Raw genomic sequence first — 25243 nt, 5'->3', positions numbered from 1 at the left:
TCGTTAACTCTTTAAATAACAATAACCTTATCATTTATATGGATTATGGTGATGATGACCTCTTCGCGTATGACTCGCTGGATAACCTTGTTTGCGCTGGCTGCGACCGTGGCAATAGCGCTTCCAGCACGGGCTAACACCTGGCCTCTACCCCCTGCCGGCAGCCGTGTGGTGGGTGAAAACCGCTTTCATGTAGTTGAAAACAATGGTGGTTCACTTGAGGCAATTGCAAAAAAATATAACGTGGGCTTCCTGGCGCTGTTACAGGCTAACCCGGGCGTTGACCCGTATGTGCCTCGCGCCGGTAGCGTGTTAACCATTCCTTTGCAAACCCTGTTGCCTGATGCGCCGCGCGAAGGGATTGTGATTAACCTCGCCGAATTACGACTCTATTACTACCCGCCGGGTAAAAATGAAGTGACCGTCTACCCTATTGGCATTGGCCAGTTGGGCGGCGATACGCTCACGCCGACCATGGTGACCACCGTGTCGGATAAACGCGCCAATCCTACCTGGACGCCGACCGCCAATATTCGCGCACGCTATAAGGCTCAGGGGATAGATTTGCCAGCGGTGGTTCCGGCTGGCCCGGATAACCCGATGGGCCACCATGCGATCCGCCTTGCCGCTTACGGTGGCGTCTATCTTCTGCACGGAACCAATGCTGATTTTGGTATTGGAATGCGCGTCAGTTCCGGCTGTATTCGCTTGCGTGATGACGACATCAAGACCCTGTACAGCGTGATAGCGCCAGGAACAAAAGTGAACATCATCAACACGCCGATCAAGGTGTCTGAAGAGCCTGGCGGTAAACGCATGGTGGAGATCCATCAGCCATTATCGAAAAACATCGGGGATGATCCGCAAACGCTGCCGATCCCTCTCAATGCAGAGATGTATCGCTTCAAAACCAGCCAGGATACTGACGATGCGGTAATAGGCCGCGCAATGGAGGCGCGCGCGGGGATGCCGGTTGACGTTACACGTCATCAGGATATTCCCCAGCAGAAGCTGTAAAAGTGCAATAAAACAAAACGCCCTGCATATGCAGGGCGTTTTTTTGCAGTGGCAAGTATGAGGGTTCTGCAAATCTTATTTGTAAATCACCGCAGTACCGTGAAGGGTATTAGGACCCGTCACAGAGGTAATACGGAAGGATTTAGCACCCATCGCTTCTGCTTTCTGTGCCAGCTGGTCTTCCAGAGAGCCCAGGTTAGTACCTGCTGTTGCAGAGATAGTACCAACTTTATGCTGGTCAGCAGGGGTAGATTGCACTTCAACAGCGGCGAAGCTTGCGAATGACAGAGAACTCAGTACAGCGGCAGCGATCAGGGTTTTTACGTTTTTCATGATTTTTACCTTTAGGCAGATGAATTTGGGGTCGTTAGTTATTTACTTAACGATCGATAGGTAAATCATAAATGTGATCCACGTCACGCGTCAACATCTTTTTATAACGATCGTTATATTAATTTTAATTTCGTTATTTTTCATACCCATATGAATAATTTATTTTTGCTGAATCAGCGCTGGTCGCGGGCGGCGAATATTTTTATAATGGTCATTCAACAAACCAACAGAGGATCCGCGGCAAATGACAACTGATGTAACGAGTTGCGCAAAGAAAAGCCGTGGCCGACCAAAAGTGTTCGACAGGGAAGCGGCGCTCGATAAGGCCATGACACTCTTCTGGCAGCACGGGTATGAAGCCACCTCGCTCTCCGATCTTGTGGAAGCCACAGGCGCCAAAGCACCTACGCTGTATGCGGAATTTACCAATAAAGAGGGGCTGTTCAGGGCGGTTCTGGACAGATACATTTCGCGCTTTGCGGCGAAACACGAAGCGCAGCTTTTCTGTGAAGAAAAAACAGTTGAGCAAGCACTGCGGGACTATTTCACCGCCGTCGCCACCTGCTTTACCAGCAAAGATACGCCGGCAGGCTGCTTTATGATCAACACCTCCGCCACCCTTGCGGCCTCTTCTAAAGAGATTGCCAACACGGTGAAATCGCGCCACGCGATGCAGGAGGAGACGCTGTGTGCGTTTCTGACCGAGCGCCAGCGCCGCGGTGAACTTCCTGCCCATTGCCATCCGCAGGAGCTGTCGCAATACCTGAGCTGTATTTTGCAGGGGATGTCGATCAGCGCCCGTGAAGGTGCAAGCCTGGAAAAACTGCAAAGCATCACCCACACCACGCTACGTTTGTGGCCAGAACTGCTTAAAGTCTGATACCCCGGGGCGGCTTCGCTAGCCGCCCTCTCTTCCCCCTTTTTTGTTCCCCACTGCGCTTATCCTCTTATTTGATGGGTTGATAATGAGATTCTTTATCGGCAGTATTCGCATTTGCATTTTTTACATTTGTTACACAATGCAAAATTGTGGTGTTGACCTGCCTATAAAAAAGAGCGACCGCTCAACAAGGAATGATGATGAAGAAAAGCCTCTGGGTGCTAAATCCTGTATTGCTGGCCATCGCGATGCCGCTTTACGCCGAACAAACCAATGAAGAAAACCTGATTGTCAGTGCCAACCGCAGCCATCGTACCGTGGCAGAAATGGCGCAAACCACATGGATTATCGAAGGACATGAAATTGAACAACAGGTCCAGGGTGGCAAGGAGTTCAAAGATATTCTCGGGCAGTTGATCCCCGGTATGGATGTCAGCAGCCAGGGTCGAACAAACTACGGCATGAACATGCGCGGCCGCGCCATTGTGGTGTTAATTGACGGCGTGCGTCTGAACTCCTCGCGTACCGACAGCCGCCAACTGGACTCGATTGATCCTTTTAACATCGAACATATTGAAGTTATTTCCGGCTCTACGGCCCTGTACGGTGGCGGCAGTACCGGTGGTCTGATTAACATCGTGACCAAAAAAGGTCAGCCAGAAACGCAGGTTGATCTGGAGCTTGGCAGCAAGACTGGCTTTAACAACAGCAATGACCATGACGAGCGCGTGGCAACCGCCGTTAGCGGGGGGAATGACCATGCGTCGGGTCGCCTCTCAGTCGCTTATCAGCGTTTTGGCGGCTGGTATGATGGCAACGGCGACGCCCTCACCTTTGATAACACCCAGACAGGATTACAACATTCGGATCGTCTGGATGTGATGGGTACCGGCACAATCGACATCAGCGATACCCGTCAGTTGCAGGTGGTAACGCAGTATTACAAAAGCCAGGGTGACGATGATTACGGGCTTTATCTCGATAAAAACATGAGTGCCGTGACCGGAAATGGTACCGCCCGGACCCGTAGCGGGTTCAGTTCCGACCGCATTCCGGGGACAGAACGTCATCTCGTCAGCCTGCAATATTCCGACACCGATTTCTGGGGGCAAGAGCTGGTAGGGCAAATTTACTACCGTGATGAATCCTTGCGTTTTTATCCCTTCCCCACCGTGGATCAAAAAACCAAAACCATCACCAGCTTTGCGGCGTCTGAGCAAAACACCGATCAGTTCGGCGCAAAACTGACCCTGAACAGCAAGCCGCTCGACAGCTGGCAGGTAACCTGGGGCATCGATGCCGACCATGAAACATTCGATTCCAACCAGATGTTCTTTGACCTGGCGAAGTCAGTACCGTCAGGCGGGATGAATAACCACTCGGCCTATACCACCGGGCGTTATCCGGGTTACAGCATCACCAACTTCGCGCCATTCCTGCAAAACAGCTATGACATCAATGAGATCTTCACCCTGAGCGGTGGGGTTCGCTATCAATGGACTGAGAATCGCGTTGATGACTTTATCGGTTATTCGCAGCAGCAGGCGATTGCGAATGGCAAGGCCACTTCAGCAGATGCGATCCCGGGCGGTAAAACGGATTACGATAACCTGCTGTTTAACGCCGGCATTCTTGCGCACATTACGGAACGCCAGCAGCTCTGGTTTAACTTCTCTCAGGGTGTTGAGCTGCCGGACCCAGGCAAGTATTACGGGAACGGCGCGTACGCAAAAGCCGATGCACAGGGCCACCTGGCGCTGCTTAAAAGCGTTAACCCAAATGATGCAAAACTTGAAGGGATCAAAGTTGACTCCTATGAGCTGGGCTGGCGCTATACCGGAGATAACCTGCGCACGCAAATTGCGGCCTATTACTCTCTCTCGGACAAATCCATCGACATCAACCGTAGCGACATGACGATTGACGTCAACCCGCAGGAGCGCCGTATCTATGGTGTGGAAGGTGCGGTGGATTACGTTATCCCTGACAGCGTCTGGAGCGTGGGGGGTAATTTCAACATCCTGAAATCAGAGATAAAAACCAACGGTTCATGGGAGAAATGGGATGTGACTCAGGCCTCGCCGTCGAAAGCTACGGCCTATGTGGGCTGGGCGCCTGAACCCTGGTCGCTGCGTGTTCAGACTCAGCAAACCTTTGACCTGACGGACGCCGCAGGTAATGAAATCGAAGGTTATAACACCGTCGATTTCCTCAGCAGTTATCAGCTGCCGCTGGGTAAACTGTCGTTCAGCATCGAAAACCTGCTGGATAAACAGTACACCACCGTCTGGGGCCAGCGTGCACCGTTGCTCTACAGCCCAACGTACGGCAATGCCGCATTGTACGAGTACAAAGGACGCGGTCGTACCTTTGGGCTTAACTATGCTCTGACCTTCTGATTGCAAAAAAAAGCTCCTCAGCCTGAGCGCTTGAGGAGCTAAATTCAGAGAACATCTTTTTTACACTTTGTTATTCAGGACCAGCTGACCATTTCCGTCCAGCGGAATTTGGCTGCCAGGGTCTTTATCCATGCGGATTTTGCCCTGCTGATCGCCAATTTTGTACGTCACGTCATAACCCAGCATTTTTTCTGACTTGTCATAGACGGTTTTACAGCGCTGCTGAGTCGTGGTGTAGGTATCGTTATCCTGCATTGCGCCCTGAACCTGGTTACCTGCGTAACCGCCGCCCAGCGCACCAACCACGGTCGCCACATCTTTACCACGACCGCCACCAAACTGATGACCAATCACCCCACCGGCTACCGCACCCAGCACAGAGCCGGCGATACGGTTTTCATCCTGAACCGGACGGCGATGCGTAACGGCTACGTTGCGGCACTCCTGACGCGGCGTTTTTACCGATTCTTTAATAGGGGTAGCAGAAACGACCTGAGCATACTGCGGGCCGCGATCAAGCACGTTGAGACTGGCAACCGCTGCCACACCTAACGCAGCAGCAACACCAATCCCGATACCCGCCAACATTGATTTATTCACGGGACTTCCTCCTTTGTTGCTATTGGTAACAATTCTGCAATTAACGCCAGACTTAGCCAATCAGAAAAAGGATTAAAAACTCGGGGAAATGGGCAGGATCATCCTGTTTAGGAGAACTCCGAAGAGGCGTTCAGGAAATGAACAGCATGATATGCTAAAAATCCCTCCGGTGAGCCCGGAGGGAGAGAAGAATTAATGCAGTTTAAGGCGAGGACGGATCACGCGGTTGATTCTGCCCACCAGCATCATCAGACCGGTTTTGAAGTAGCCGTGCAGGGCAATCTGATGCATACGGTACAGCGAAATGTACACGAAGCGTGCAATGCGCCCTTCGACCATCATCGATCCACGCATCAGGTTACCCATCAGGCTGCCTACGGTCGAGAAGTTAGAGAGCGATACCAGCGAACCGTGGTCTTTATAAACGTACGATTTCATTGGCTTGCCTTTGGTCTGCGCCAGAATATTGTGCAGCACAAGGCTTGCCATCTGGTGCGCGGCCTGAGCACGTGGCGGTACGAAACCACCTTCAGGACGCGCACAGGATGCACAGTCGCCAATCGCGTAGATTTCCGGGTCGCGGGTAGTTTGCAGCGTTGGCTCAGTCACCAGCTGGTTAATTCGGTTCGTTTCCAGACCACCGATATCTTTCATGAAATCTGGCGCTTTAATCCCTGCCGCCCAGACCATCAGATCCGCTTCGATGTATTCGCCATCTTTGGTATGCAGGCCACCTTCATCCGCGCTTGTGACCATCGTCTGGGTCAGTACACGAACGCCCAGTTTGGTTAACTCGCTGTGTGCCGCACCGGAAATACGCGGCGGCAGCGCAGGCAGAATACGTTCGCCCGCTTCAACCAGCGTCACGTTCAGCGCTTCGTTGGTCAGCCCTTTGTAACCATAGCTGTGCAGCTGTTTTACCGCATTGTGCAGCTCAGCAGACAGCTCAACTCCGGTCGCACCACCGCCGACAATCGCGATGTTGACCTTGCCGTTGGCACCCATGTTATTGGTGTACTTCAGGAACAGGTTAAGCATTTCCTGATGGAAACGGCGCGCCTGATGCGGGTTATCCAGGAAGATGCAGTGTTCTTTCACGCCAGGCGTGTTGAAATCGTTGGAGGTACTGCCCAGCGCCATCACCAGCGTGTCATAAGGCAGTTTGCGCTCAGGAACCAGCAATTCGCCTTTTTCATCACGCAGTTCGGCAAGCGTGATGGTTTTGCTTTCACGGTTGATGTCCACCACGGAACCCAGCTGGAACTGGAAGTGGTGATTACGCGCATGTGCCAGATAGCTCAGCGCATCAACACCCTCATCCAGAGAACCGGTTGCCACTTCGTGTAACAGTGGTTTCCACAGGTGACTGTGGTTACGATCGACCAGCGTAATTTTGGCTTTTTTACCGCGACCCAGCTTTTTGCCAAGCTGTGTAGCCAGCTCCAGCCCGCCAGCTCCACCGCCTACAATCACTATCTTTTTCAATGGCGTAGTCAACGTGACCCCCTCAAATTATTAACCAATTGTTAATTAAAAGTTATAAAAATAACCCTTAATTAACAACAGGTTACAGCACTGAAACCATTCAGGTGCATTGAGAATAACACGCCAGGCGCATTGGTCATACCAAAATTGATATGCATCAAGTTTTGATGGCTGATATTTGTACAATTTTAGCAAAAAGAAAGCCCGGCAAGCTTGCGCCGCCGGGCTTGAGAAAACGTCAGATGCCTTTAACCCAGGGTTTTAAAGGCTTTAATGCGTTGCAGATGCGGGGAGATATTTTTGAATTTGTGGGTCTGTTCTTCGTCCCAGACAATTTCATAGTAATGGTGAAGCAGCTCGGCGGCACGGGTGCTGCTGAGGGCTTCATCGTTACGCGACAGAATCACCAGGCAACGATCGCGATTCTTTTCACGAAAGTTGCTGACGCACTTGGTCCCGATATCGGCATACTCTTCCGGGCGGTCAATCTTCCCTTCCATATTTTCATGCGGAAACAGGTTCGGGTTGAACACCACCTGACGGATATCGCACAAGAATCCAATGCGCTCAGCCCAATATCCACCCAGACCCACCCCACAAATCAGCGGGCGATCGTCGACATTAAGCTGCAACATTTTGTCCACTTCTTTGAGCAAATGCTGCATATCATGTTTCGGATGGCGGGTGCTGTAGCTAATCAGCCGTACATCCGGATCGATAAACTGCAATTGCAGCACTTTCTCATGATTACCAGGACTGTTTGAGTCAAAACCGTGTAAATAGATGATCATCGTCTTCTCACCACGCTACGCCTTCCAGGAGGGATTAAAGGCCTGCTTTATGCGCCAGCCAGCGCTCATTCAGCGCCTCAAGCTGAGCATTGACCGTCTTCCAGCGCGCCGAGCCCATCAGCTCCTGACGGCTAAATGAACCTTTATGATACAATTGTGTAACACGCTCAGCATTGATCGGCGACAGGTTATCCAACACACTGACTGCGCCTTTACGATTATTGCAGACCAGGATCATATCGCAACCTGCATCCAGCGATGCCTGTCCGCGTTCAGCATAGCTGCCCATAATGGCAGCACCTTCCATCGACAAATCGTCAGAGAAGATCACGCCGTTAAAGCCTAATTCCTGACGCAGCACGGTTTTCAGCCAGTGGGCAGAGCCGCTCGCCGGGCGTGGATCGACATCGCTGTAAATAACATGTGCCGGCATGATGGCATCAAGCTTGTTATCGGTGATAAGCGAGCGGAACACTGACATATCTTTGGCGCGGATCTCCGCTTCAGGGCGTGGGTCGCGCGGGGTTTCTTTGTGAGAATCCGCCGTGACGGCCCCGTGCCCCGGGAAGTGTTTACCGGTGGTTTTCATCCCGGCATCGTGCATCCCGTCAATAAAACGTGTGGCCATTTCCAGTGCGATGCGCGGATCTTCATGGTATGAACGCTCACCAATAGCAGCGCTAATGTGCCCGACATCCAGCACGGGGGCAAAGCTGATATCAATATCCATCGCAATCATTTCACTTGCCATCAGCCAGCCGGCATCCTGCGCCAGCTTGCCGCCCTCTTCGGTGCCCAGCAGCGCGGCGAAAGACTGCGCTGCTGGCAGGCGGGTAAAGCCCTCGCGAAAACGCTGCACGCGACCGCCTTCCTGGTCTACCGCCACCACCAGCTGATTGCGTGACGCCGCGCGAATTTGTCGAACCAGTTCCCGCAACTGCTCCGGGTCGTGATAGTTGCGGGTAAACAGAATCAGGCCACCGACCAGCGGGTGCGCCAGAATTTCGCGCTCCTCCGCATCCAGCTCAAAGCCTTCGACATCCAACATGACTGGACCCACACGAACCTCTCTTATCCTTTAGTTTGTAACTGGCGCCAGACGTCATCTGCCAGCGCGATAAATTGTTTGTCTGCCGATTGCTGCAAGCGTACTTCAAACCAGCCAGCCATCAGCATCAGTACCCACGGTCTCCAGCGCCAGACCTGGCGCGCAAGCGTCCACGGATCTATGTGTGCTGACCTGGCGTAGGCCTGAATTAACTGTCCGCGCGCGGCATCATCCGGTGTCCAGACTGCCGCAAGCTCCAGCGCAACGTCTCCGTCACCGGCGTATTCCCAGTCGATCAGTCTGTCGCCCGTGGGCGTGTGGACGATATTTCCGGCGTGAACATCCATATGTAAAGGCGCAAGCCGCAGCGGCTGTGGCTCACCCGCTTTACGCAGCCGCTTGAGCTGCGCCAGCCAAAAAGGCGTGCGCCTGGCGGGCGATGCCTGCTGCCAGTACTGTTCAAGCAAGGGTAAAAGCGTGATGCGCCAGCCCAGACGCCGTTGGCGGTGCAGATGATACAGCATGGCGGCGAGCGTGGAAGTATCCGGTAATCCGGTTTTGATCTCGCCCGCAAGATATTCCACCGCCATCCATCCCTGCATAAAAAACTGCGGTTTCGGCACAAGCTCTGCGGGAAGTCGCGTTAATGCGCGGTACTGTCGACGAAAATGGGAAGCCGGAGCAGAGCCATCATGATGCTGGCGTAACACCAGTCGGTGTTCGCCCCGGGCGATAATGCAACTCGCGCCGCCAAGCCCGGAATGGGCCTGCGGCGCGATAAGGCGATACTGCGGAAAATAACGTGTCAGAACGTCATCACGCGAGCAGTTATTGTTGCGTAACGGCACCTTTACCTGACCAGATAATTTCGCCTGTCTGAACCAGCATCAACTGCATCTGCAACGCAGGCGTATTCACGTTACCGCTGGCGTTAGAGTAAAGCACATACTGCGCGCCAACGTTACGGGCGATACCAATCGCCTTGCTACGTGAACCGAGACTGTCCTGAGCAGACAGCCCCAGTTGCTGTTTTGCCACCGCGAGCTGCTGTGCAGAAACCAGCGTAAATTTGCCGTTATTCGCCAGCGCATTGCGCAGCGTTTCGGTCGCTTCACCTGCATTCAGGGAACCGTTGGTACGGTTGTTCACGCTATCCACCAGCAGCACGCTGCCAGGGGTAACGCCCTGCGCCTGCAACATCTTACCGACCATTGGCTGCATTGCGCCGTTCCAGTCGTAATGACGCACGCGCGGTGCTGGCTGTGCCGTTGCATCAGGATGTTCGATTGGGCCAGGCTGCGCAGGGATGGTCGGAACAGAAGGCACGGTTGGCACCGGCTGCGTTGGCTCTACAGGCTGCGCCGTGCCCGGTTTCGCCTCTTCTACAGGAGCAGGTTGTTCCATGCGCGTCATACACCCTGAAAGGAAGAGTGCAAATGCGGTAACGAGCGCAAAACGGCTCATATTTTTAATCAAGGTTCACCCCTTACAAATAAAGATAAAGTCTGACCTTATGTGCACCCAGGTAGTTCGCGCTGCCATACAGCGTGACCGATGACATCGCCGGAATAACTACCGTGCGCGTCGCTTCCAGTGGGTGCATTTCAAGACCTCGTACGTCATACCAGTAGAAACGGTAATGCACCGTGACTGGTTCGTGTCTTTCGTTATAAAGCGAAGAGGACGCAGAAGCCTGAATTTCGCTGATGGTCAGCGAAGGTTGTTCTGCCGTGATACCCGCAGCCAGAACAGAGGACTCCATGACCAGCGTCTGTTCATCACTCACCGGGATCGCGGGACGCGCGCTGCACCCTACCATCACCAGCGTCATTACCAGCGCTGCAAAACGCCCTCTTAGCATGTCAAAGACCTTTATGTGCCAGCATCGGCCCCAGCGGGCGGCCACCCAGCAGATGCATGTGAATATGATAAACTTCCTGCCCGCCATGGCGATTGCAGTTCATGATCAGGCGATAGCCGTCCTGCGCAATGCCTTCCTGCTCAGCAATTTTTGCCGCCACCGTCAGCATACGGCCTAATGCCACTTCGTGCTCGGTTTTCACATCGTTCACGGTCGGAATCAGAATATTGGGAATGATAAGGATGTGTGTCGGCGCCTGAGGTGAAATGTCCCGGAAGGCTGTCACCAGCTCATCCTGATACACGATATCCGACGGAATTTCGCGGCGGATAATTTTACTGAAAATCGTTTCTTCAGCCATGATCTTTTCCTTTTTTGTTTAATCTGGCGTGGTGGGTCTGCCAATAACACACATTGTCTGCATTACTGTGTGACACAATTCAAGAGTATGAGCGAGTTTCTCCTGTCCTTTCAACCTTCTCCCTCGATTTCTTTCCTTGATTGCACGATAGCTGCCTGAAGAGTGAGCGCTCTTGTGCGTTGATATCCTGAAACAATATTTCACTTCCGTTCGAAACATCTGTTTACAGCGTTAATCACAATGCGTATATTTCGCATTTGCATTTTCATGCGCATTTCAAACATAGAAAACGACTTCAGCCCGGCTCCACGGGACTGACGCACACAACTTTCACCATTCATTAAGGGTTTGATGATGTCTTTCATTAATCATACCAGGGATGGGCAACGTCAGCCTGCCACAACACCTTCGTTGCTGGCTGCCTGCATTGCTATGGCATTGATGCCAACCGTAAGTTTCGCCGCTACCACGTCTACTGAAGACACCGTTGTTGTTGATGGCGGTTTTGATAACGCACAGGATCCGTCTGCCGGTCAGGAGCAGGATTACAGCGTTAAAACCACCACCACCGGTACAAAGCTGCTGTTAGTGCCGCGCGATATTCCGCAATCCGTCAGTGTGATCAGCCAGCAACGTATGGCTGACCAGAATCTGCAATCCATCGGGCAGGTATTGACCAACACCACCGGGGTAACCGCGCAGGTTCAGGACAGCGACCGCTCTGTATTTTACTCCCGTGGTTTCTTCGTGAGTAACTATGCCTACGATGACCTGCCAACCTCCATCAGTGAAGTGTGGAACTTTGGCGATACGGCGGCCGACACCGCCATTTACGATCGTATTGAAGTGGTGCGTGGTGCCACGGGCCTGATGTCCGGCACGGGTAACCCGGCCGCTTACGTCAACATGGTGCGTAAACATGCTGACAGCAATGAATTCAAGGGCAACGTATCGGCCAGCTATGGCAGCTGGGATAAACAGCGCTATGTGCTCGATTTACAGGCTCCGCTGGTAGAGTCCGGTAAAGTCCGTGGGCGGTTGATCACCGGTTATCAGGACAACGACAGCTTTGTCGATAACTATCACTACCGTAAGAAATTCCTGTACGGTGTGGTGGATGCCGATGTCACCGACAGCACCACCCTCTCTCTGGGATATGAATACCAGGAGAGCAAGACTGAAGATCCTACCTGGGGCGGCCTGCCAACCTGGTACAGCGACGGCAGCAAAACGCATTACAACCATAGCCAGACCGTTGCGCCAGACTGGGCGTATTCAGACAAAGACAACACCCGCATTTTCGCCAACCTGACCCAACGTTTCGACAACGGCTGGGAAGCGCACATCAACGGGATGCACGCGGAAACCAACTTTGATACCAAGCTGATGTACATGTACGGCTACCCGGATAAAGACACAGGATCCGGCCTGGTCGGTTACGGCGGCTGGAACCGGGGCGAGCGTAAACAGGATGCAGTGGATGCCTTCCTGCGCGGTGATTTCGATCTCTTCGGTCGCCAGCACGAAATGATGTTTGGCGGAAGCTTCAGCCGTCAGCGCAACCACTACGACAACTCAATGCCGGATACCCTTTACGGTATGGTTGATGTGGGTGATTTCAAAAACTGGAACGGTAATATTGCCGACCCACAGTGGACGCCGTGGAAGCTCTACAGCCAGGACGATATTCGTCAGTCCTCAGCGTATACCTCTGCCCGCTTCTCGCTGGCCGATCCGCTGCACCTGATCCTGGGCGCACGTTACACCAACTACAACATTCGCTATAACCCGGCAGGCTCCCCGGACACCCGTCTGGAAAGCACCAAAGACGACGTGACGCCGTACGCGGGCCTGGTCTATGACATCAACGAAGACTGGTCAACGTACATCAGCTATACCTCTATCTTCCAGCCGCAGGACAAGCGTGACGCCAATGGCCGTTACCTCGATCCGACAACGGGTAAAAGTTACGAGGCGGGCGTGAAGGCAGACTGGTTTAACACCCGCCTGACTACCTCTCTGGCCATCTTCCGTATTGAGCAGGATAACGTTGCCAACAATACCTACACCTATATGCCAAGCGGTGAGTCGATTTATGAATCACTGGATGGCGTGGTGAGTAAAGGGATTGAGTTTGAGCTGAACGGTGCCCTGACCGATAACTGGCAGCTAACCTTTGGTGCGACCCGCTTTATCGCCGAAGATAAGAACGGGAATGCCGTAAGCTCTGACCAGCCGCGAACCACCATGAAGCTCTTTACCCGTTATCAGTTGCCGATGCTGCCAGAGCTGGCCGTGGGTGGCGGTGTTAACTGGCAAAACAAGGTCTGGACGGATGTTGATGGCGGTCCTGCCGGTCGTTCCCGTGCTGAACAAGGCAGCTACGCGCTGGTGAATCTGTTCAGCCGCTACCAGGTGACCAAAGACTTTGCCGTACAGGCGAACGTGAATAACCTGTTCGACAAAGATTACTACGACTATGCCGGATCTTATCTCGTGTACGGTGCGCCGCTTAACTTCTCGGTGAGCGCGAGCTACGATTTCTAAGAGAGTATCAACAACAAAGGGAGCCAGATGGCTCCCTTTTTTTGTGCCCGCTTTGCCACCCGGCATCCCGGCGCACAAGCAATAAAAAAGGCAGCCAATCGGCTGCCTTAGTCTCCCCAGTCACAACTTAGTTGCTGCGGATGTATTCATCCATTTCGGTTTTCAGGTTATCGGATTTAGTACCGAAGATTGCCTGAACACCGGAACCTGCAACAACAACGCCCGCTGCGCCAAGTTTTTTCAGACCAGGCTGGTCTACTTTCGCTACGTCAGCAACGCTCACACGCAGACGAGTGATACACGCGTCCAGGTTAGTGATGTTTTCTTTGCCGCCGAACGCTGCAACCAGAGCCGGAGCCATTTCGCTGGTCGCTGCTGCTTTGCTGTCTTCAGACGCATCTTCACGACCTGGAGTTTTCAGGTCCAGTGCTTTGATAAGCACACGGAAGATGGTGTAGTAAACAACCGCGTAGCACGCACCAACGATTGGGAACAGCCACAGTTTGCTGCTGTTACCAGACAGAACGATAAAGTCGATCAGGCCGTGAGAGAAGGACGTACCGTCACGCATACCCAGCAGGATACAGATTGGGAACGCCAGACCTGCCAGTACCGCGTGAATGATGTACAGGATCGGCGCAACGAACATGAAGGAGAACTCGATCGGCTCGGTGATACCGGTCAGGAACGAGGTCAACGCTGCGGAGATCATGATACCGCCCACTTTTGCACGGTTCTCTGGTTTAGCAGAGTGCCAGATTGCAATCGCAGCAGCCGGCAGGCCGTACATTTTGAACAGGAAGCCACCAGACAGTTTGCCCGCAGTTGGGTCACCTGCCATGTAACGTGGGATATCACCGTGGAACACCTGACCTGCTGCGTTGGTGAATTCACCAATCTGCATCTGGAATGGAACGTTCCAGATGTGGTGCAGACCAAATGGTACCAGGCAGCGCTCGATGAAGCCGTAGATACCGAATGCCACAACCGGGTTCTGGTAAGCAGCCCACTGAGAGAAGGTCTGGATTGCAGAGCCGATCGGTGGCCAGATGAAGGACAGGATCACGCCAGTGAAAATCGCTGCCAGACCAGAAATGATCGGAACGAAGCGCTTGCCCGCGAAGAAGCCCAGATACTCAGGCAGCTTGATGCGATAGAAGCGGTTGAACATATACGCTGCAATCGCACCGGAGATGATCCCGCCGAGAACACCGGTATCAGCCAGGTGTTTCGCTGCGATCTCTTCAGCAGGTAAATGCAGAACCAGTGGTGCCACCACAGCCATGGTTTTCACCATGATGCCGTAGGCAACAACTGCGGCCAGCGCAGATACACCATCGTTATTGGTGAAGCCCAGAGCAACACCGATAGCGAAGATCAGCGGCATGTTAGCAAAAACAGAGCCGCCTGCTTCGGCCATCACGTGGGAAACTACGGCTGGCAGCCAGCTGAAGTTAGCAGAACCGACACCCAGCAGGATACCTGCGATAGGCAGTACGGATACTGGCAGCATCAGCGATTTACCGACCTTTTGCAGGTTAGCAAATGCATTCTTAAACATAATTGAGAGTGCTCCTGAGTATTTGTGCTTTTTTTACGCTTTCACGCATTGGCCCGGGGGGAGTACCGCGCCGTGGACAGGACATCTAAGCGCCCTTTATTTATTACACAGAGTAAAATAAATCCCTCTGAGTTTGTTTGACGGCTATCACGTTTCAGCTCAAGGCGGACCAAAAACTTTCAGTTTTTTACAAAAAGCATGTCTGGATGTGTCTAAATACACCGTCACCGCCCCAAATGAGGCGGTGAACTTTACTCGCTTTATTTATTAATTACGAGCCTAAAAAAAACAGGTGTATCAAACAGATTGCAGGCGGGCGGGGTCGATGTGGAACAGGTTTGCGAAGTTTTCCGTCGTGACGCGAGCCAGCTCATCAATGCTGACACCCTTCAGAACGGCCATATACTCAGCCACATCTCTCGTCATGGCAGGTTGATTCTCTTTGCCGCGATGCGGCACCGGTGCCAGATAAGGAGAGTCTGTTTCCACCAGAATGCGATCGAGAGGGACATAACGCGCAGCGTCACGGAGCTGCTCTGCGTTACGAAACGTCACGATCCCAGAAAACGAGATATAAAAACCTAAATCAAGCAGCTTACCCGCCGTTTCTCTGTCTTCTGTGAAACAGTGTAGTACGCCACCGCAATCCGTCACATTTTCTTCCCGGAGGATCGCCAGCGTATCGGCCCGCGCATCACGCGTATGCACGATAACCGGCTTGTTCAGCTCACGGCCAATGCGGATGTGGTTACGGAAAGATTCCTGCTGGCGGGGTTTCGTTTCAGGGGTATAGAAATAGTCCAGTCCCGTTTCACCCATCGCGACAACTCCCTCTTCCGCCGCCAGACGACGCAAATCTTCAACGTCATACTCTTCATCCTGATTCAGCGGATGCACACCACAGGAAAATACAACGTTATCGCGAACGCCCACCAGCTCGCGCATGGTGCGATAGCCTGGCAGCGTGGTTGCCACCGCCAGGCAGAATTTCACATCGCGGGCGGCGGCTTTCGCCAGCACATCGTCCACGTTTTTATGCAGTGATTGGTAATCCAGGCCATCAAGATGGCAGTGTGAGTCGACTAAAAACATAATGTCTCTCTCAGAGATGGGAAACAGGCAGCGGTGTGCCTGGTTGCAGGTAATGTTCGATACGCAGTAACTGGTCCGTTAGTAAAAGCTCGCGATTAAGACCGGTTACCGTTAAGAGTTGTTCACGGCTCTGGCAGACATCATGAAGGATAGCACGCAGCATATTGCCCGACAGACGGTTGGCCAGCGTATTGATAAGCCCCCAGACATCCACGTTGGAAAGCAGTGTTGCACCCTGCTGGCACTTCAGCGCATCCAGCAGCATTGACGCCAGCCAGTGCAAGCGCTCAGCGGCCTGGTCATGGTTCAGAACAGCCAGCAAGCTCAGCCAGTCGCGGCTATCCAGCGCTGACGCTACGGCACGGCAGAGCGCCTCACGCTGCGACCAGCTTTCGGGTTGCAGCAAAGCCAGCGCTGCCGCTGGCGCACCGCTGCATAAGCGCAATGCAGTGAGCGCGGCCTCTTGTGACGCCGTCACTTCACGTTCAAGCCAGCTTAACGCCCAGTTTTCTTGCGGTACAGCGAGGTGATGAAGACGGCAGCGACTACGCAATGTCGCCAGCAATCGCCCCGGTTCACGACATGACATAAAGAACCAGGTCTTCTCCGGGGGCTCTTCAAGCGTTTTCAACAGAGCGTTCGCCGCCGCCTCGGTGAGTAACGCCGCATCTTTCAGCCAGACCACTTTTGCCCCGCCCAGTCGCGCATGTTCGTACAGTTTTTCACTGACCTCACGCACAGCATCAATACCGAGGGTGGTTTTGCCTTTTTCTGGCTCAAGGGTGTAGTAGTCAGGATGGGTGCCAGCCTGCATCAGCTGGCAGCCCCGGCATTTACCGCAGCTTTTGTGCCCTTCTGGCTGCTGGCACATCAAAAAACGGGCGATCGCGTAAATCAGCGCGTCATCACCCATGCCCGGCAACGCCTGAATCAGTAACGCATGATGCCCCCGACCGGCCTGATAGCTGTTAATCAGCTGCTCAAAGTGTGGGCGCAACCATGGATACCATTTCATGCCTGCTGCTCCTGTACCCACTGGGTCACTGTTTCACGAATTGAGCGCGCCACGTCATCGAGTGACTGAGTAGCATCAATGGTGCGGATGGAACTGTCCTGCCCGGCAAGCTCAAGATAGCGCGCGCGAGTACGGTTGAAGAAATCCAGCGACTCTTGTTCAATGCGATCCAGCTCGCCACGCGCGCGGGCGCGTTTCAGGCCCACTTCAGGGGTGACATCCAGATAGAGCGTCAGGTCTGGGCGGAAGTTACCCAACACCGCATCACGCAGCGTGGCTAACATCGTCTGATCGATACCCCGGCCGCCGCCCTGATAAGCCTGAGTCGAGAGGTCATGGCGATCGCCAATCACCCATTTGCCTTCGGCCAGTGCGGGCTTGATAACGGTTTCAACCAGCTGAACGCGAGCGGCATAAAACATCAGAACTTCGGCTTTATCGGTGATGATTTCGTCACCCACGGATTTGATATCCAGCACCAGGCTTCGCAGTTTTTCTGCCAGCTGCGTGCCGCCCGGCTCGCGGGTGAACACCATCTCCCCGATACCCAGCGTTTTGAGTGTATCCACCACCAGATTGCGCGCGGTCGTTTTTCCTGCGCCTTCCAGCCCCTCAATAACAATGTATTTACTGCGCATTTTTTTCCTTAAGTGCCTTCAGATAGTCCTGAACAGAGCGATTGTGGCTGGCAAGATTGGTATTAAAGGTATGCCCGCCTTTTCCATCAGCCACAAAATAGAGATAAGGTGTTTTTGCCGGATGAGCTGCCGCGTTAAGCGAGGCTTCGCTCGGTGTGGCGATCGGGCCTGGCGGTAATCCGCTAATCACGTAGGTATTATACGCGGTCGGCGTTTCCAGATCTTTTCTTGATATCTTACCGGTGTAATTCTCACCCATACCGTAAATCACCGTAGGATCGGTTTGCAGCCGCATCCCGATGCGCAGTCGGTTGATAAACACCGATGCCACCTGGTCACGCTCCGCGGCAACCGCGGTCTCTTTTTCGATGATAGAAGCCATGGTCACGAACTGGTTCTTATCTTTATACGGCAGCCCATCGATACGCCCTTCCCAGGCGGCATCAACGGCAGTAACCATTTTTTTGTGCGCACGCTTCAGGATGGCAACATCGGTGGTCCCGGCGGTATACATCCAGGTATCCGGCCAAAACCAGCCTTCAACCCATTCAGGGTGTTCGAATTTGAGCAACTCAGCCACCGTCTGGTAGCTATCATCTTTCAGGGTATGTTTGATGTAAGGCGCATCTCGCAGCTGTTTGAGGTAGTCACTCAGGCGCATCCCCTCAACAAAGCGCAGCGGGAATTGTGCCTCTTTACCACTTTCCAGTAATTGCAGCATTTCTCTGACCGTCATGCCTGGCATCAGGCGATACGTGCCTGCTTTAAAATGCGACAAGTCTGGCTCAACGCGCAGCAGCCACTGGAAAACCCGTGGACGGTTAATCACTTTATCGCCATAAAGCTGTTCGCCGAGCGCCAGACGTCCGGTTCCTGCTTTAAGGGTAAATATGGTTTCTTCTTTAATCAGGATCTTACTGTCCGCCAGTTGACGAACTTTCCACACTCCGGCTCCGCCAGCAACTACCAGCACAACAACCAGGAGCAGGATAAAGCGCAACATTTTCTTCATGACGTTCTGGTTTGCTCACATAACGGGGCTAAATAATGATACAGCTCGCGCGATGCCCAGCATTGCTGGCCGCAGGCGCGAACAGGTACAACTGGCATCAGTGCATTACAGACAACGACTTCATCTGCTGCTAACAGCGCATCCTCAGTTGCGTTAACTTCGACAACGCGAAAACCAGAGTGTGCCAGCTGCTGCATACAAAACTGGCGCATAATGCCATTTACGCCAGCCTGATCAAGCTTCGGCGTGAAGACATCACTGCCCCGCCGCCAAAATAAATTAGCCGCACAGCATTCAGTAATGAACCCTTCGCTGTCAAGGACCAGCGCCTCGTCGGCGTCTGAGTGCTCAAGATGAGCACGGATCAGGACCTGCTCAAGACGATTCAGGTGTTTTATTCCGGCAAGCGCAGGGTTTCGCCCAAGACGTACCGGGCTTAATTGAAGCGTGATGCCATCCTGACGCCAGCGGGCATAATGTGCAGGATAAGTTGAAACGCTGAGGATCCGTGTCGGATGCTGGCAGCTCGCGCCGCTGTAGCCCCGGCCACCGCTGCCACGGCTGATGATCACTTTCAGCACGCCACTGGCGTGCCCTACCCCCAACTGAATCATCTCGCCTGCCAGGGTGTCCCATGCGGTGAACGGGATAAGCAGTTTTTCACAGGCGCCCTGTAACCGGCGGATATGCTCTGCAAGAAAACAGATCTCGCCCTGATGAATGCGCGCCGTGGTAAAGCAGCCGTCGCCAAACTGAGTCGCCCTGTCGCTTGCAGGAAGTGTGTCCTGCTCAAGGCCATTGATTAGAAACATGCTGGCTCCTTATGCGTGGTCGTACAGTCTGGCAAGGTGAATAAAATCGGACAAGGGGATAAAACCGAATAAAAAAGGTCCGACAAGCGGACCTTTTTTATCGCCATCTGGCAGTCAGGCTCAGACCTTTTTAAAGATCAGGGAACCGTTAGTACCACCAAAGCCGAAGGAGTTACACAGCGTATACTCCATGCCACTAACCTGACGCGCTTCGTGCGGCACGAAGTCCAGATCGCAACCTTCATCCGGGTTATCCAGGTTGATGGTTGGCGGAACAGCCTGATCGCGCAGCGCAAGGATAGAGTAGATAGATTCTACTGCACCCGCTGCACCCAACAGGTGACCGGTCATGGATTTCGTCGAGCTCACCATTACGCGGCTGGCGGATTCACCGAAGATAGACTTAACAGCCTGTGCTTCTGCTTTATCGCCAGCAGGTGTAGAGGTACCGTGGGCATTGACGTAGCCAATCTGAGCTGGAGTGATACCCGCATCGCGGATGGCGTTAGCCATCGCCAGCGCGGCACCAGCACCATCTTCCGGTGGTGACGTCATGTGATAAGCATCGCTGCTCATACCAAAGCCAACGATTTCAGCATAGATTTTGGCGCCACGTTTTTTCGCGTGTTCGTACTCTTCCAGCACGATCATCCCGGCACCGTCACCCAGCACAAAACCATCACGGTCTTTATCCCACGGACGGCTCGCCGCCTGAGGATTTTCGTTACGGGTAGACAGCGCACGCGCTGCACCAAAACCACCAACACCCAGTGGGGTACTGGCTTTTTCAGCACCGCCCGCTACCATCGCATCGGCATCACCATAGGCGATAATGCGCGCAGCCTGACCGATGTTATGCACACCAGAGGTACAGGCGGTAGCAATGGAAATGCTTGGGCCACGGAGCCCGAACATAATGGTCAGGTGACCTGCCACCATGTTAACAATCGTTGACGGAACGAAGAATGGGCTAATCTTACGCGGGCCACCGTTCATCAGAGATGTATGGTTTTCCTCGATTAGGCCAAGACCGCCAATCCCGGAGCCAATAGCGGCACCAATGCGGGTTGCGTTCTCTTCCGTAATGACAAGGCCAGAATCCTGCATGGCCTGAACGCCAGCGACAATTCCATATTGAATGAAGGCATCCATCTTGCGCTGTTCTTTGCGCGAGATGATCTCTTCACAGTTAAAATCCTTTACTAAGCCAGCAAATTTCGTTGCATAGGCGCTAGTATCGAAATGGTCGATTAGGCTGATGCCGCTCTGACCGGCAAGGAGAGCTTTCCAGGTGGACTCTACGGTATTGCCGACAGGAGACAACATGCCAAGTCCGGTCACAACTACACGACGCTTAGACACGTTTGTCCTCCAGGGAGGGATAAAAAGGGATTCGTGGGACTAAAAAAGATAAAACTCAGGCGGTCGAATGACCGCCTGGAGATGTTCACTTACGCCTGGTGACCGTTGATGTAATCAATGGCAGCCTGAACGGTGGTGATTTTCTCAGCTTCTTCGTCCGGAATCTCAGTATCAAACTCTTCTTCCAGAGCCATTACCAGCTCAACGGTGTCAAGAGAATCTGCGCCCAGGTCTTCAACGAAGGAAGCGGAGTTCACAACTTCTTCCTGCTTAACGCCCAGCTGTTCGCCGATAATTTTCTTAACGCGTTCTTCGATAGTGCTCATACTCTTAAATTTCCTATCAAAACTCGCTTTCGCGATGGTTTTCGTAGTGTATAAAATGTTGAAAAATTTGCAACTAAATCCCGGCAGGTCTTACCACGATTTTACGTTATTTTGAGGCCATTTGCCCTAATAACGCAAATATTTTCGATCGTGATTAAACCATGTACATCCCGCCGTTGACGTGGAGGGTCTCACCAGTGATGTAACCCGCTTCGTCAGAGGCTAAAAATGCAACCGCACTGGCAATTTCTTTAGGGTCGCCAAGACGGCCCGCAGGAACTGCTGCCAGTGTACCCGCACGCTGATCATCGGTCAGCGCACGCGTCATGTCCGTTTCAATAAAGCCCGGAGCAACAACGTTTACAGTAATACCGCGGGACGCAACTTCACGTGCCAGCGACTTACTGAAACCGATCAGGCCTGCTTTCGCCGCAGCGTAGTTAGCCTGACCAGCATTTCCCATGGTACCAACCACAGAACCAACAGTGATAATACGACCATGACGCTTTTTCATCATAGCGCGCATTACCGCTTTTGACAGACGGAATACAGATGACAGGTTGGTTTCGATAATATCGTTCCACTCATCATCTTTCATTCGCATCAGCAGGTTGTCGCGAGTGATCCCGGCATTATTTACCAGAATATCCACTTCGCCAAACTCTGCGCGAATATTTTCCAGAACAGATTCGATAGATGCCGGTTCGGTCACATTCAGTACCAGACCTTTACCATTTTCACCCAGATATTCGCTGATGGCTTTAGCGCCATTCTCGCTGGTTGCTGTACCAATCACTTTCGCGCCACGCGCAACCAGTGTTTCAGCAATTGCGCGCCCGATACCGCGGCTTGCGCCGGTGACCAGTGCGATTTTTCCTTCAAAACTCATGGTATTCCTCTTTTATTGCGAGAGTGCCGCTGACATCGCTTCCGGCTCGTTAATCGCCGAGGCAGTCAGGGTGTCAACAATACGTTTTGTCAGACCGGTGAGGACCTTACCAGGACCGACTTCATACAGATGCTCAACGCCCTGTGACGCCATAAACTCAACGGTTTTGGTCCACTGTACTGGGCTATAGAGCTGACGAACCAGCGCATTACGGATAGCGTCCGGTGCCGTTTCGCATTTCACATCGACGTTGTTCACAACGGAAATCGTCGGTGCGTTAAAGGTAATTTTTTCCAGCTCAACCGCCAGTTTGTCGGCAGCTGGCTTCATCAGCGCACAGTGAGACGGCACGCTAACTGGCAGTGGCAGAGCACGTTTCGCGCCCGCAGCTTTACAGGCAGCGCCCGCACGTTCAACCGCTTCTTTATGACCGGCGATAACCACCTGGCCTGGCGAGTTGAAGTTGACCGGAGAAACAACCTGGCCATCAGCTGACTCTTCACATGCTTTAGCGATAGACGCATCATCAAGACCGATAATCGCAGACATACCGCCTGTGCCTTCCGGTACAGCTTCCTGCATGAACTTACCGCGCAGTTCAACCAGACGTACAGCATCAGCAAATGCGATCACGCCTGCACAGACCAGCGCAGAGTATTCACCCAGGCTGTGACCTGCGAGCAGCGCTGGCGCTTTACCGCCCTGCTGCTGCCAGACACGCCACAGCGCGACAGACGCGGTCAGCAGTGCTGGCTGCGTCTGCCAGGTTTTGTTCAGCTCTTCAGCAGGCCCCTGCTGAGTCAACGCCCACAGATCATAACCCAGTGCATCAGAAGCTTCACGGAAAGTCTCTTCGATTACCGGATAGTTTGCTGCCATTTCAGACAACATCCCAACGGTTTGAGAACCCTGTCCCGGGAACACAAAAGCAAATTGCGTCATCTTTTTAATCCTTATACTAGAAACGAACCAGCGCGGAACCCCAGGTGAACCCGCCACCAAAGGCTTCAAGCAAGACCAGCTGGCCCCGTTTGATTCGTCCATCGCGTACCGCTTCATCAAATGCGCAAGGTACCGACGCCGCAGAGGTGTTGCCGTGACGATCCAGGGTCACGACAACGTTATCCATCGACATGCCCAGCTTTTTCGCTGTTGCACTGATAATGCGCAGGTTCGCCTGATGCGGAACCAGCCAGTCGAGCGCGGAGCGTTCAAGATTGTTCGCTTCCAGCGTTTCATCGACAATGTGAGCCAGTTCAGTCACTGCCACTTTGAACACTTCATTACCCGCCATGGTCAGGTAGATGGAGTTGTCCGGGTTAACGCGATCCGCGTTAGGCAGGGTTAACAGCTCGCCGTAGCTACCGTCAGCATGTAAATGTGTGGAGATGATACCCGGTTCTTCGGACTGCCCAAGCAGTACTGCGCCCGCACCATCGCCAAAAATAATAATGGTCCCGCGATCTTCCGGGTTGCAGGTACGTGCCAGCACGTCAGCACCGATAACCAGCGCGTGCTTCACAGCACCGGATTTAACATATTGATCGGCTATGCTCAGTGCATAGGTAAAACCTGCACAGGCTGCGGCAACATCAAACGCCGGGCAACCTTTAATGCCCAGCATGTTTTGAATCTGACATGCGGCACTTGGGAAGGCGTGCGTCGCGGACGTCGTTGCTACCACGATCAAACCAATCTGTTCTTTATCAATGCCAGCCATTTCAAGCGCACGTTGTGCAGCTTCATAGCCCATAGTGGCAACGGTTTCGTCTGGCGCGGCAATACGACGTTCACGGATACCTGTGCGCGTGACAATCCACTCGTCAGACGTATCTACCATTTTTTCCAGATCGGCGTTGGTTCGCACTTGTTTTGGCAGGTAGCTGCCGGTACCTATAATCTTCGTATACATGTACGCTCAGTCACTTTTAGCTAATACAGATTCCAGGCGAGCGGCAATCCGCTGTGGGACTTGTCGCTGCACCGCCTGCACTGCCTGTTCAATCGCGACGGAAAAAGCTCGCTGATTGGCCGCACCGTGACTCTTAATCACAATACCGCGCAATCCTAACAGACAGGCGCCATTATACTGGTCGGGGTTGAGGTGACTGAATCGCCGCGTCAGGCTTTTTTGTAACCAACGCTTCAATAAAATCAGCCACCAGGACCTTTTTTTTCCTTCGCCCTGCGATTTGAGCAGCGAAAGGAACATTCGAACGACCCCTTCCATGGTTTTTAACGTTACGTTACCGGTGAACCCATCGCACACCAGCACATCGGTTTTGCCGGTGAGCAACTCATTGGCTTCGAGATAACCAATATAGTTGATAGAAGGCACCTGTTTTAACAATTCCGCGGCTTCGCGAATGTTATCCAGACCTTTTGTCTCTTCTTCACCAATATTCAGTAACGCAACACGGGGATTGTTGATCCCGACAACTTCTTCTGCCAGCACCGATCCCATGACGGCAAACTGAGCCAGCATTGTACTATCACAATCAACGTTAGCGCCCAGATCCAGCACCACCGTTTTGCCCTTTTGCTGATGCGGTAACACCGTCACCAGCGCCGGACGCTCAATGCCCTCTATCGGCTTGAGCAATAATTTCGACAGCCCCATCAGCGCACCGGTATTCCCGGCACTGACGCAAGCCTGAGCTCGCCCTTCTTTTACCAGCTCCAGCGCCATTCGCATAGAGCTGCCACGGCTATTGCGAATAGCCTGCGATGGCCGGGCATCACTGGCAATAACTGACTGCGCAGGAATAATCTGCAGACGCGAACGTTGTTCGAAGTCAGCTTTTGCAAGTAATGGCGTGATTGTGTCGGGATTACCGACTAAAAGAAGTGTGAGTTGCGAATTAGAATTCAGTGCCTGCAATGCTGCAGGCACTGTCACAGAAGGGCCAAAATCGCCCCCCATGACATCTAACGCCAGGGTTAGACGTGTCAAGGTGTCGTCACTGCCTGGTTTGGTGTTTCCCCAGTTGCCTGGGGAAATCCTCACTAAGCTTCATCACGCTTGCGCGTAATTACTTAGTGATTACCTTGCGGCCACGGTAGAAACCGTCAGCAGTGATGTGGTGACGCAGGTGTTTCTCACCAGAAGTCTTGTCTACAGACAGGCTGGTAACTGCGGTCAGCGCGTCATGGGAACGACGCATGCCACGTTTGGAACGGGTTGGTTTATTCTGTTGTACGGCCATGGACCTTA

General features: G+C 53.1%; 26 protein-coding genes. 4 read left to right on the top strand and 22 right to left on the bottom strand.

Going from position 1 to position 25243, the window contains the following annotated elements:
• Positions 1-51 precede the first annotated feature (51 nt).
• Positions 52-1017, top strand: coding sequence for a L,D-transpeptidase LdtC (gene ldtC, locus M987_RS14265; RefSeq protein ID WP_014069807.1), 966 nt, complete (start codon positions 52-54; stop codon positions 1015-1017).
• Positions 1018-1092: 75 nt separating this feature from the next.
• On the opposite strand, the gene bhsA is transcribed toward ldtC, so the two are convergent.
• Complete coding sequence (bhsA, locus tag M987_RS14260) at positions 1093-1350, bottom strand: multiple stress resistance protein BhsA (protein ID WP_014069806.1); 258 nt, start codon at positions 1348-1350, stop codon at positions 1093-1095.
• Between the two features lie 244 nt (positions 1351-1594).
• Between bhsA and M987_RS14255 the strand changes: the two genes are divergently transcribed.
• Both M987_RS14255 and M987_RS14250 read left to right on the top strand, forming a co-directional pair.
• Complete coding sequence (locus M987_RS14255) at positions 1595-2230, top strand: TetR/AcrR family transcriptional regulator (protein WP_014069805.1); 636 nt, start codon at positions 1595-1597, stop codon at positions 2228-2230.
• Positions 2231-2430: 200 nt separating this feature from the next.
• A complete protein-coding gene (locus tag M987_RS14250) occupies positions 2431-4629 on the top strand; it encodes a TonB-dependent siderophore receptor (protein ID WP_014069804.1) in 2199 nt (732 codons plus the stop codon).
• Between the two features lie 60 nt (positions 4630-4689).
• Here M987_RS14250 and M987_RS14245 read toward each other — a convergent pair whose 3' ends face one another.
• The 8 genes from M987_RS14245 to hinT all read right to left on the bottom strand — a co-directional run bounded on the left by M987_RS14245 (position 4690) and on the right by hinT (position 10775).
• The gene (locus tag M987_RS14245; RefSeq protein ID WP_014069803.1) at positions 4690-5229 is read right to left on the bottom strand and encodes a glycine zipper 2TM domain-containing protein; all 540 of its coding nucleotides are present in this window, start codon (positions 5227-5229) and stop codon (positions 4690-4692) included.
• 192 nt (positions 5230-5421) lie between these two features.
• Entirely contained in the window at positions 5422-6726 is a 1305-nt protein-coding gene (locus M987_RS14240) for an NAD(P)/FAD-dependent oxidoreductase (RefSeq protein WP_014069802.1), read from the bottom strand.
• A 236-nt stretch (positions 6727-6962) separates the two neighbouring features.
• Entirely contained in the window at positions 6963-7505 is a 543-nt protein-coding gene (gene ycfP / locus M987_RS14235) for an alpha/beta hydrolase YcfP (RefSeq protein ID WP_014069801.1), read from the bottom strand.
• A gap of 34 nt (positions 7506-7539) precedes the next feature.
• Positions 7540-8565 carry a beta-N-acetylhexosaminidase gene (nagZ, locus tag M987_RS14230; protein WP_014069800.1) on the bottom strand — a complete coding sequence of 342 codons (1026 nt, stop codon included), beginning with the start codon at positions 8563-8565 and terminating at the stop codon, positions 7540-7542.
• Between the two features lie 11 nt (positions 8566-8576).
• Complete coding sequence (gene thiK, locus M987_RS14225; RefSeq protein WP_014069799.1) at positions 8577-9401, bottom strand: thiamine kinase; 825 nt, start codon at positions 9399-9401, stop codon at positions 8577-8579.
• Positions 9382-10026 carry a penicillin-binding protein activator LpoB gene (gene lpoB, locus M987_RS14220; protein ID WP_088201843.1) on the bottom strand — a complete coding sequence of 215 codons (645 nt, stop codon included), beginning with the start codon at positions 10024-10026 and terminating at the stop codon, positions 9382-9384. The genes thiK and lpoB overlap by 20 nt, the downstream gene beginning before the upstream one ends.
• A gap of 13 nt (positions 10027-10039) precedes the next feature.
• Positions 10040-10414, bottom strand: coding sequence for a YcfL family putative periplasmic lipoprotein (locus tag M987_RS14215; protein ID WP_014069797.1), 375 nt, complete (start codon positions 10412-10414; stop codon positions 10040-10042).
• Between the two features lies 1 nt (position 10415).
• Positions 10416-10775, bottom strand: a complete 360-nt coding sequence (gene hinT / locus M987_RS14210) for a purine nucleoside phosphoramidase (RefSeq protein WP_014069796.1) — start codon at positions 10773-10775, stop codon at positions 10416-10418.
• Positions 10776-11129: 354 nt separating this feature from the next.
• On the opposite strand from hinT, the gene fhuE reads away from it, so the two are divergent.
• The gene (gene fhuE, locus M987_RS14205) at positions 11130-13322 is read left to right on the top strand and encodes a ferric-rhodotorulic acid/ferric-coprogen receptor FhuE (protein WP_041162038.1); all 2193 of its coding nucleotides are present in this window, start codon (positions 11130-11132) and stop codon (positions 13320-13322) included.
• Positions 13323-13449: 127 nt separating this feature from the next.
• On the opposite strand, the gene ptsG is transcribed toward fhuE, so the two are convergent.
• The 13 genes from ptsG to rpmF form a co-directional block, all read right to left on the bottom strand.
• Positions 13450-14883: a PTS glucose transporter subunit IIBC gene (gene ptsG, locus M987_RS14200; protein ID WP_014069794.1), complete on the bottom strand. Its 1434-nt coding sequence runs from the start codon at positions 14881-14883 to the stop codon at positions 13450-13452.
• 297 nt (positions 14884-15180) lie between these two features.
• The gene (locus M987_RS14195) at positions 15181-15975 is read right to left on the bottom strand and encodes a metal-dependent hydrolase (protein WP_014069793.1); all 795 of its coding nucleotides are present in this window, start codon (positions 15973-15975) and stop codon (positions 15181-15183) included.
• Between the two features lie 10 nt (positions 15976-15985).
• Positions 15986-16990: a DNA polymerase III subunit delta' gene (gene holB, locus M987_RS14190; protein ID WP_014069792.1), complete on the bottom strand. Its 1005-nt coding sequence runs from the start codon at positions 16988-16990 to the stop codon at positions 15986-15988.
• On the bottom strand, positions 16987-17628 hold the full coding sequence (gene tmk / locus M987_RS14185) for a dTMP kinase (RefSeq protein ID WP_014069791.1): 642 nt from the start codon (positions 17626-17628) through the stop codon (positions 16987-16989). Before tmk ends, holB begins: the two co-directional genes overlap by 4 nt.
• Entirely contained in the window at positions 17618-18640 is a 1023-nt protein-coding gene (gene yceG / locus M987_RS14180) for a cell division protein YceG (protein ID WP_014069790.1), read from the bottom strand. Before yceG ends, tmk begins: the two co-directional genes overlap by 11 nt.
• The gene (gene pabC / locus M987_RS14175) at positions 18637-19452 is read right to left on the bottom strand and encodes an aminodeoxychorismate lyase (RefSeq protein ID WP_014069789.1); all 816 of its coding nucleotides are present in this window, start codon (positions 19450-19452) and stop codon (positions 18637-18639) included. The genes yceG and pabC overlap by 4 nt, the downstream gene beginning before the upstream one ends.
• Positions 19453-19572: 120 nt before the next feature.
• Positions 19573-20814: a beta-ketoacyl-ACP synthase II gene (fabF, locus tag M987_RS14170; protein WP_014069788.1), complete on the bottom strand. Its 1242-nt coding sequence runs from the start codon at positions 20812-20814 to the stop codon at positions 19573-19575.
• Positions 20815-20903: 89 nt separating this feature from the next.
• Positions 20904-21140: an acyl carrier protein gene (acpP, locus tag M987_RS14165; RefSeq protein ID WP_003857954.1), complete on the bottom strand. Its 237-nt coding sequence runs from the start codon at positions 21138-21140 to the stop codon at positions 20904-20906.
• Between the two features lie 154 nt (positions 21141-21294).
• Positions 21295-22029: a 3-oxoacyl-ACP reductase FabG gene (gene fabG, locus M987_RS14160; RefSeq protein ID WP_014069787.1), complete on the bottom strand. Its 735-nt coding sequence runs from the start codon at positions 22027-22029 to the stop codon at positions 21295-21297.
• Between the two features lie 12 nt (positions 22030-22041).
• Positions 22042-22971: an ACP S-malonyltransferase gene (fabD, locus tag M987_RS14155; protein ID WP_014069786.1), complete on the bottom strand. Its 930-nt coding sequence runs from the start codon at positions 22969-22971 to the stop codon at positions 22042-22044.
• Positions 22972-22987: 16 nt separating this feature from the next.
• The gene (locus tag M987_RS14150; protein WP_014069785.1) at positions 22988-23941 is read right to left on the bottom strand and encodes a beta-ketoacyl-ACP synthase III; all 954 of its coding nucleotides are present in this window, start codon (positions 23939-23941) and stop codon (positions 22988-22990) included.
• A gap of 6 nt (positions 23942-23947) precedes the next feature.
• Positions 23948-24982, bottom strand: a complete 1035-nt coding sequence (plsX, locus tag M987_RS14145; RefSeq protein WP_176408551.1) for a phosphate acyltransferase PlsX — start codon at positions 24980-24982, stop codon at positions 23948-23950.
• A gap of 79 nt (positions 24983-25061) precedes the next feature.
• Entirely contained in the window at positions 25062-25235 is a 174-nt protein-coding gene (gene rpmF, locus M987_RS14140) for a 50S ribosomal protein L32 (protein WP_003857964.1), read from the bottom strand.
• Positions 25236-25243 lie beyond the last annotated feature (8 nt).

Origin of the sequence: Enterobacter soli ATCC BAA-2102 (assembly GCF_001654845.1) — a bacterium.
Lineage (GTDB): Bacteria > Pseudomonadota > Gammaproteobacteria > Enterobacterales > Enterobacteriaceae > Enterobacter > Enterobacter soli.
This window is presented reverse-complemented; position numbering and strand designations above follow the sequence as displayed.

What these genes read in the sequence shown, in the direction of transcription:
- ldtC (WP_014069807.1), top strand. Translation starts at nt 52, where the DNA reads ATGATGACCTCTTCGCGTATGACTCGCTGGATAACCTTGTTTGCGCTG.
- bhsA (WP_014069806.1), bottom strand. Translation starts at nt 1,350, where the DNA reads ATGAAAAACGTAAAAACCCTGATCGCTGCCGCTGTACTGAGTTCTCTG.
- M987_RS14255 (WP_014069805.1), top strand. Translation starts at nt 1,595, where the DNA reads ATGACAACTGATGTAACGAGTTGCGCAAAGAAAAGCCGTGGCCGACCA.
- M987_RS14250 (WP_014069804.1), top strand. Translation starts at nt 2,431, where the DNA reads ATGAAGAAAAGCCTCTGGGTGCTAAATCCTGTATTGCTGGCCATCGCG.
- ycfP (WP_014069801.1), bottom strand. Translation starts at nt 7,505, where the DNA reads ATGATCATCTATTTACACGGTTTTGACTCAAACAGTCCTGGTAATCAT.
- M987_RS14215 (WP_014069797.1), bottom strand. Translation starts at nt 10,414, where the DNA reads ATGCTAAGAGGGCGTTTTGCAGCGCTGGTAATGACGCTGGTGATGGTA.
- hinT (WP_014069796.1), bottom strand. Translation starts at nt 10,775, where the DNA reads ATGGCTGAAGAAACGATTTTCAGTAAAATTATCCGCCGCGAAATTCCG.
- fhuE (WP_041162038.1), top strand. Translation starts at nt 11,130, where the DNA reads ATGTCTTTCATTAATCATACCAGGGATGGGCAACGTCAGCCTGCCACA.
- ptsG (WP_014069794.1), bottom strand. Translation starts at nt 14,883, where the DNA reads ATGTTTAAGAATGCATTTGCTAACCTGCAAAAGGTCGGTAAATCGCTG.
- M987_RS14195 (WP_014069793.1), bottom strand. Translation starts at nt 15,975, where the DNA reads ATGTTTTTAGTCGACTCACACTGCCATCTTGATGGCCTGGATTACCAA.
- holB (WP_014069792.1), bottom strand. Translation starts at nt 16,990, where the DNA reads ATGAAATGGTATCCATGGTTGCGCCCACACTTTGAGCAGCTGATTAAC.
- tmk (WP_014069791.1), bottom strand. Translation starts at nt 17,628, where the DNA reads ATGCGCAGTAAATACATTGTTATTGAGGGGCTGGAAGGCGCAGGAAAA.
- yceG (WP_014069790.1), bottom strand. Translation starts at nt 18,640, where the DNA reads ATGAAGAAAATGTTGCGCTTTATCCTGCTCCTGGTTGTTGTGCTGGTA.
- pabC (WP_014069789.1), bottom strand. Translation starts at nt 19,452, where the DNA reads ATGTTTCTAATCAATGGCCTTGAGCAGGACACACTTCCTGCAAGCGAC.
- acpP (WP_003857954.1), bottom strand. Translation starts at nt 21,140, where the DNA reads ATGAGCACTATCGAAGAACGCGTTAAGAAAATTATCGGCGAACAGCTG.
- fabG (WP_014069787.1), bottom strand. Translation starts at nt 22,029, where the DNA reads ATGAGTTTTGAAGGAAAAATCGCACTGGTCACCGGCGCAAGCCGCGGT.
- fabD (WP_014069786.1), bottom strand. Translation starts at nt 22,971, where the DNA reads ATGACGCAATTTGCTTTTGTGTTCCCGGGACAGGGTTCTCAAACCGTT.
- M987_RS14150 (WP_014069785.1), bottom strand. Translation starts at nt 23,941, where the DNA reads ATGTATACGAAGATTATAGGTACCGGCAGCTACCTGCCAAAACAAGTG.
- rpmF (WP_003857964.1), bottom strand. Translation starts at nt 25,235, where the DNA reads ATGGCCGTACAACAGAATAAACCAACCCGTTCCAAACGTGGCATGCGT.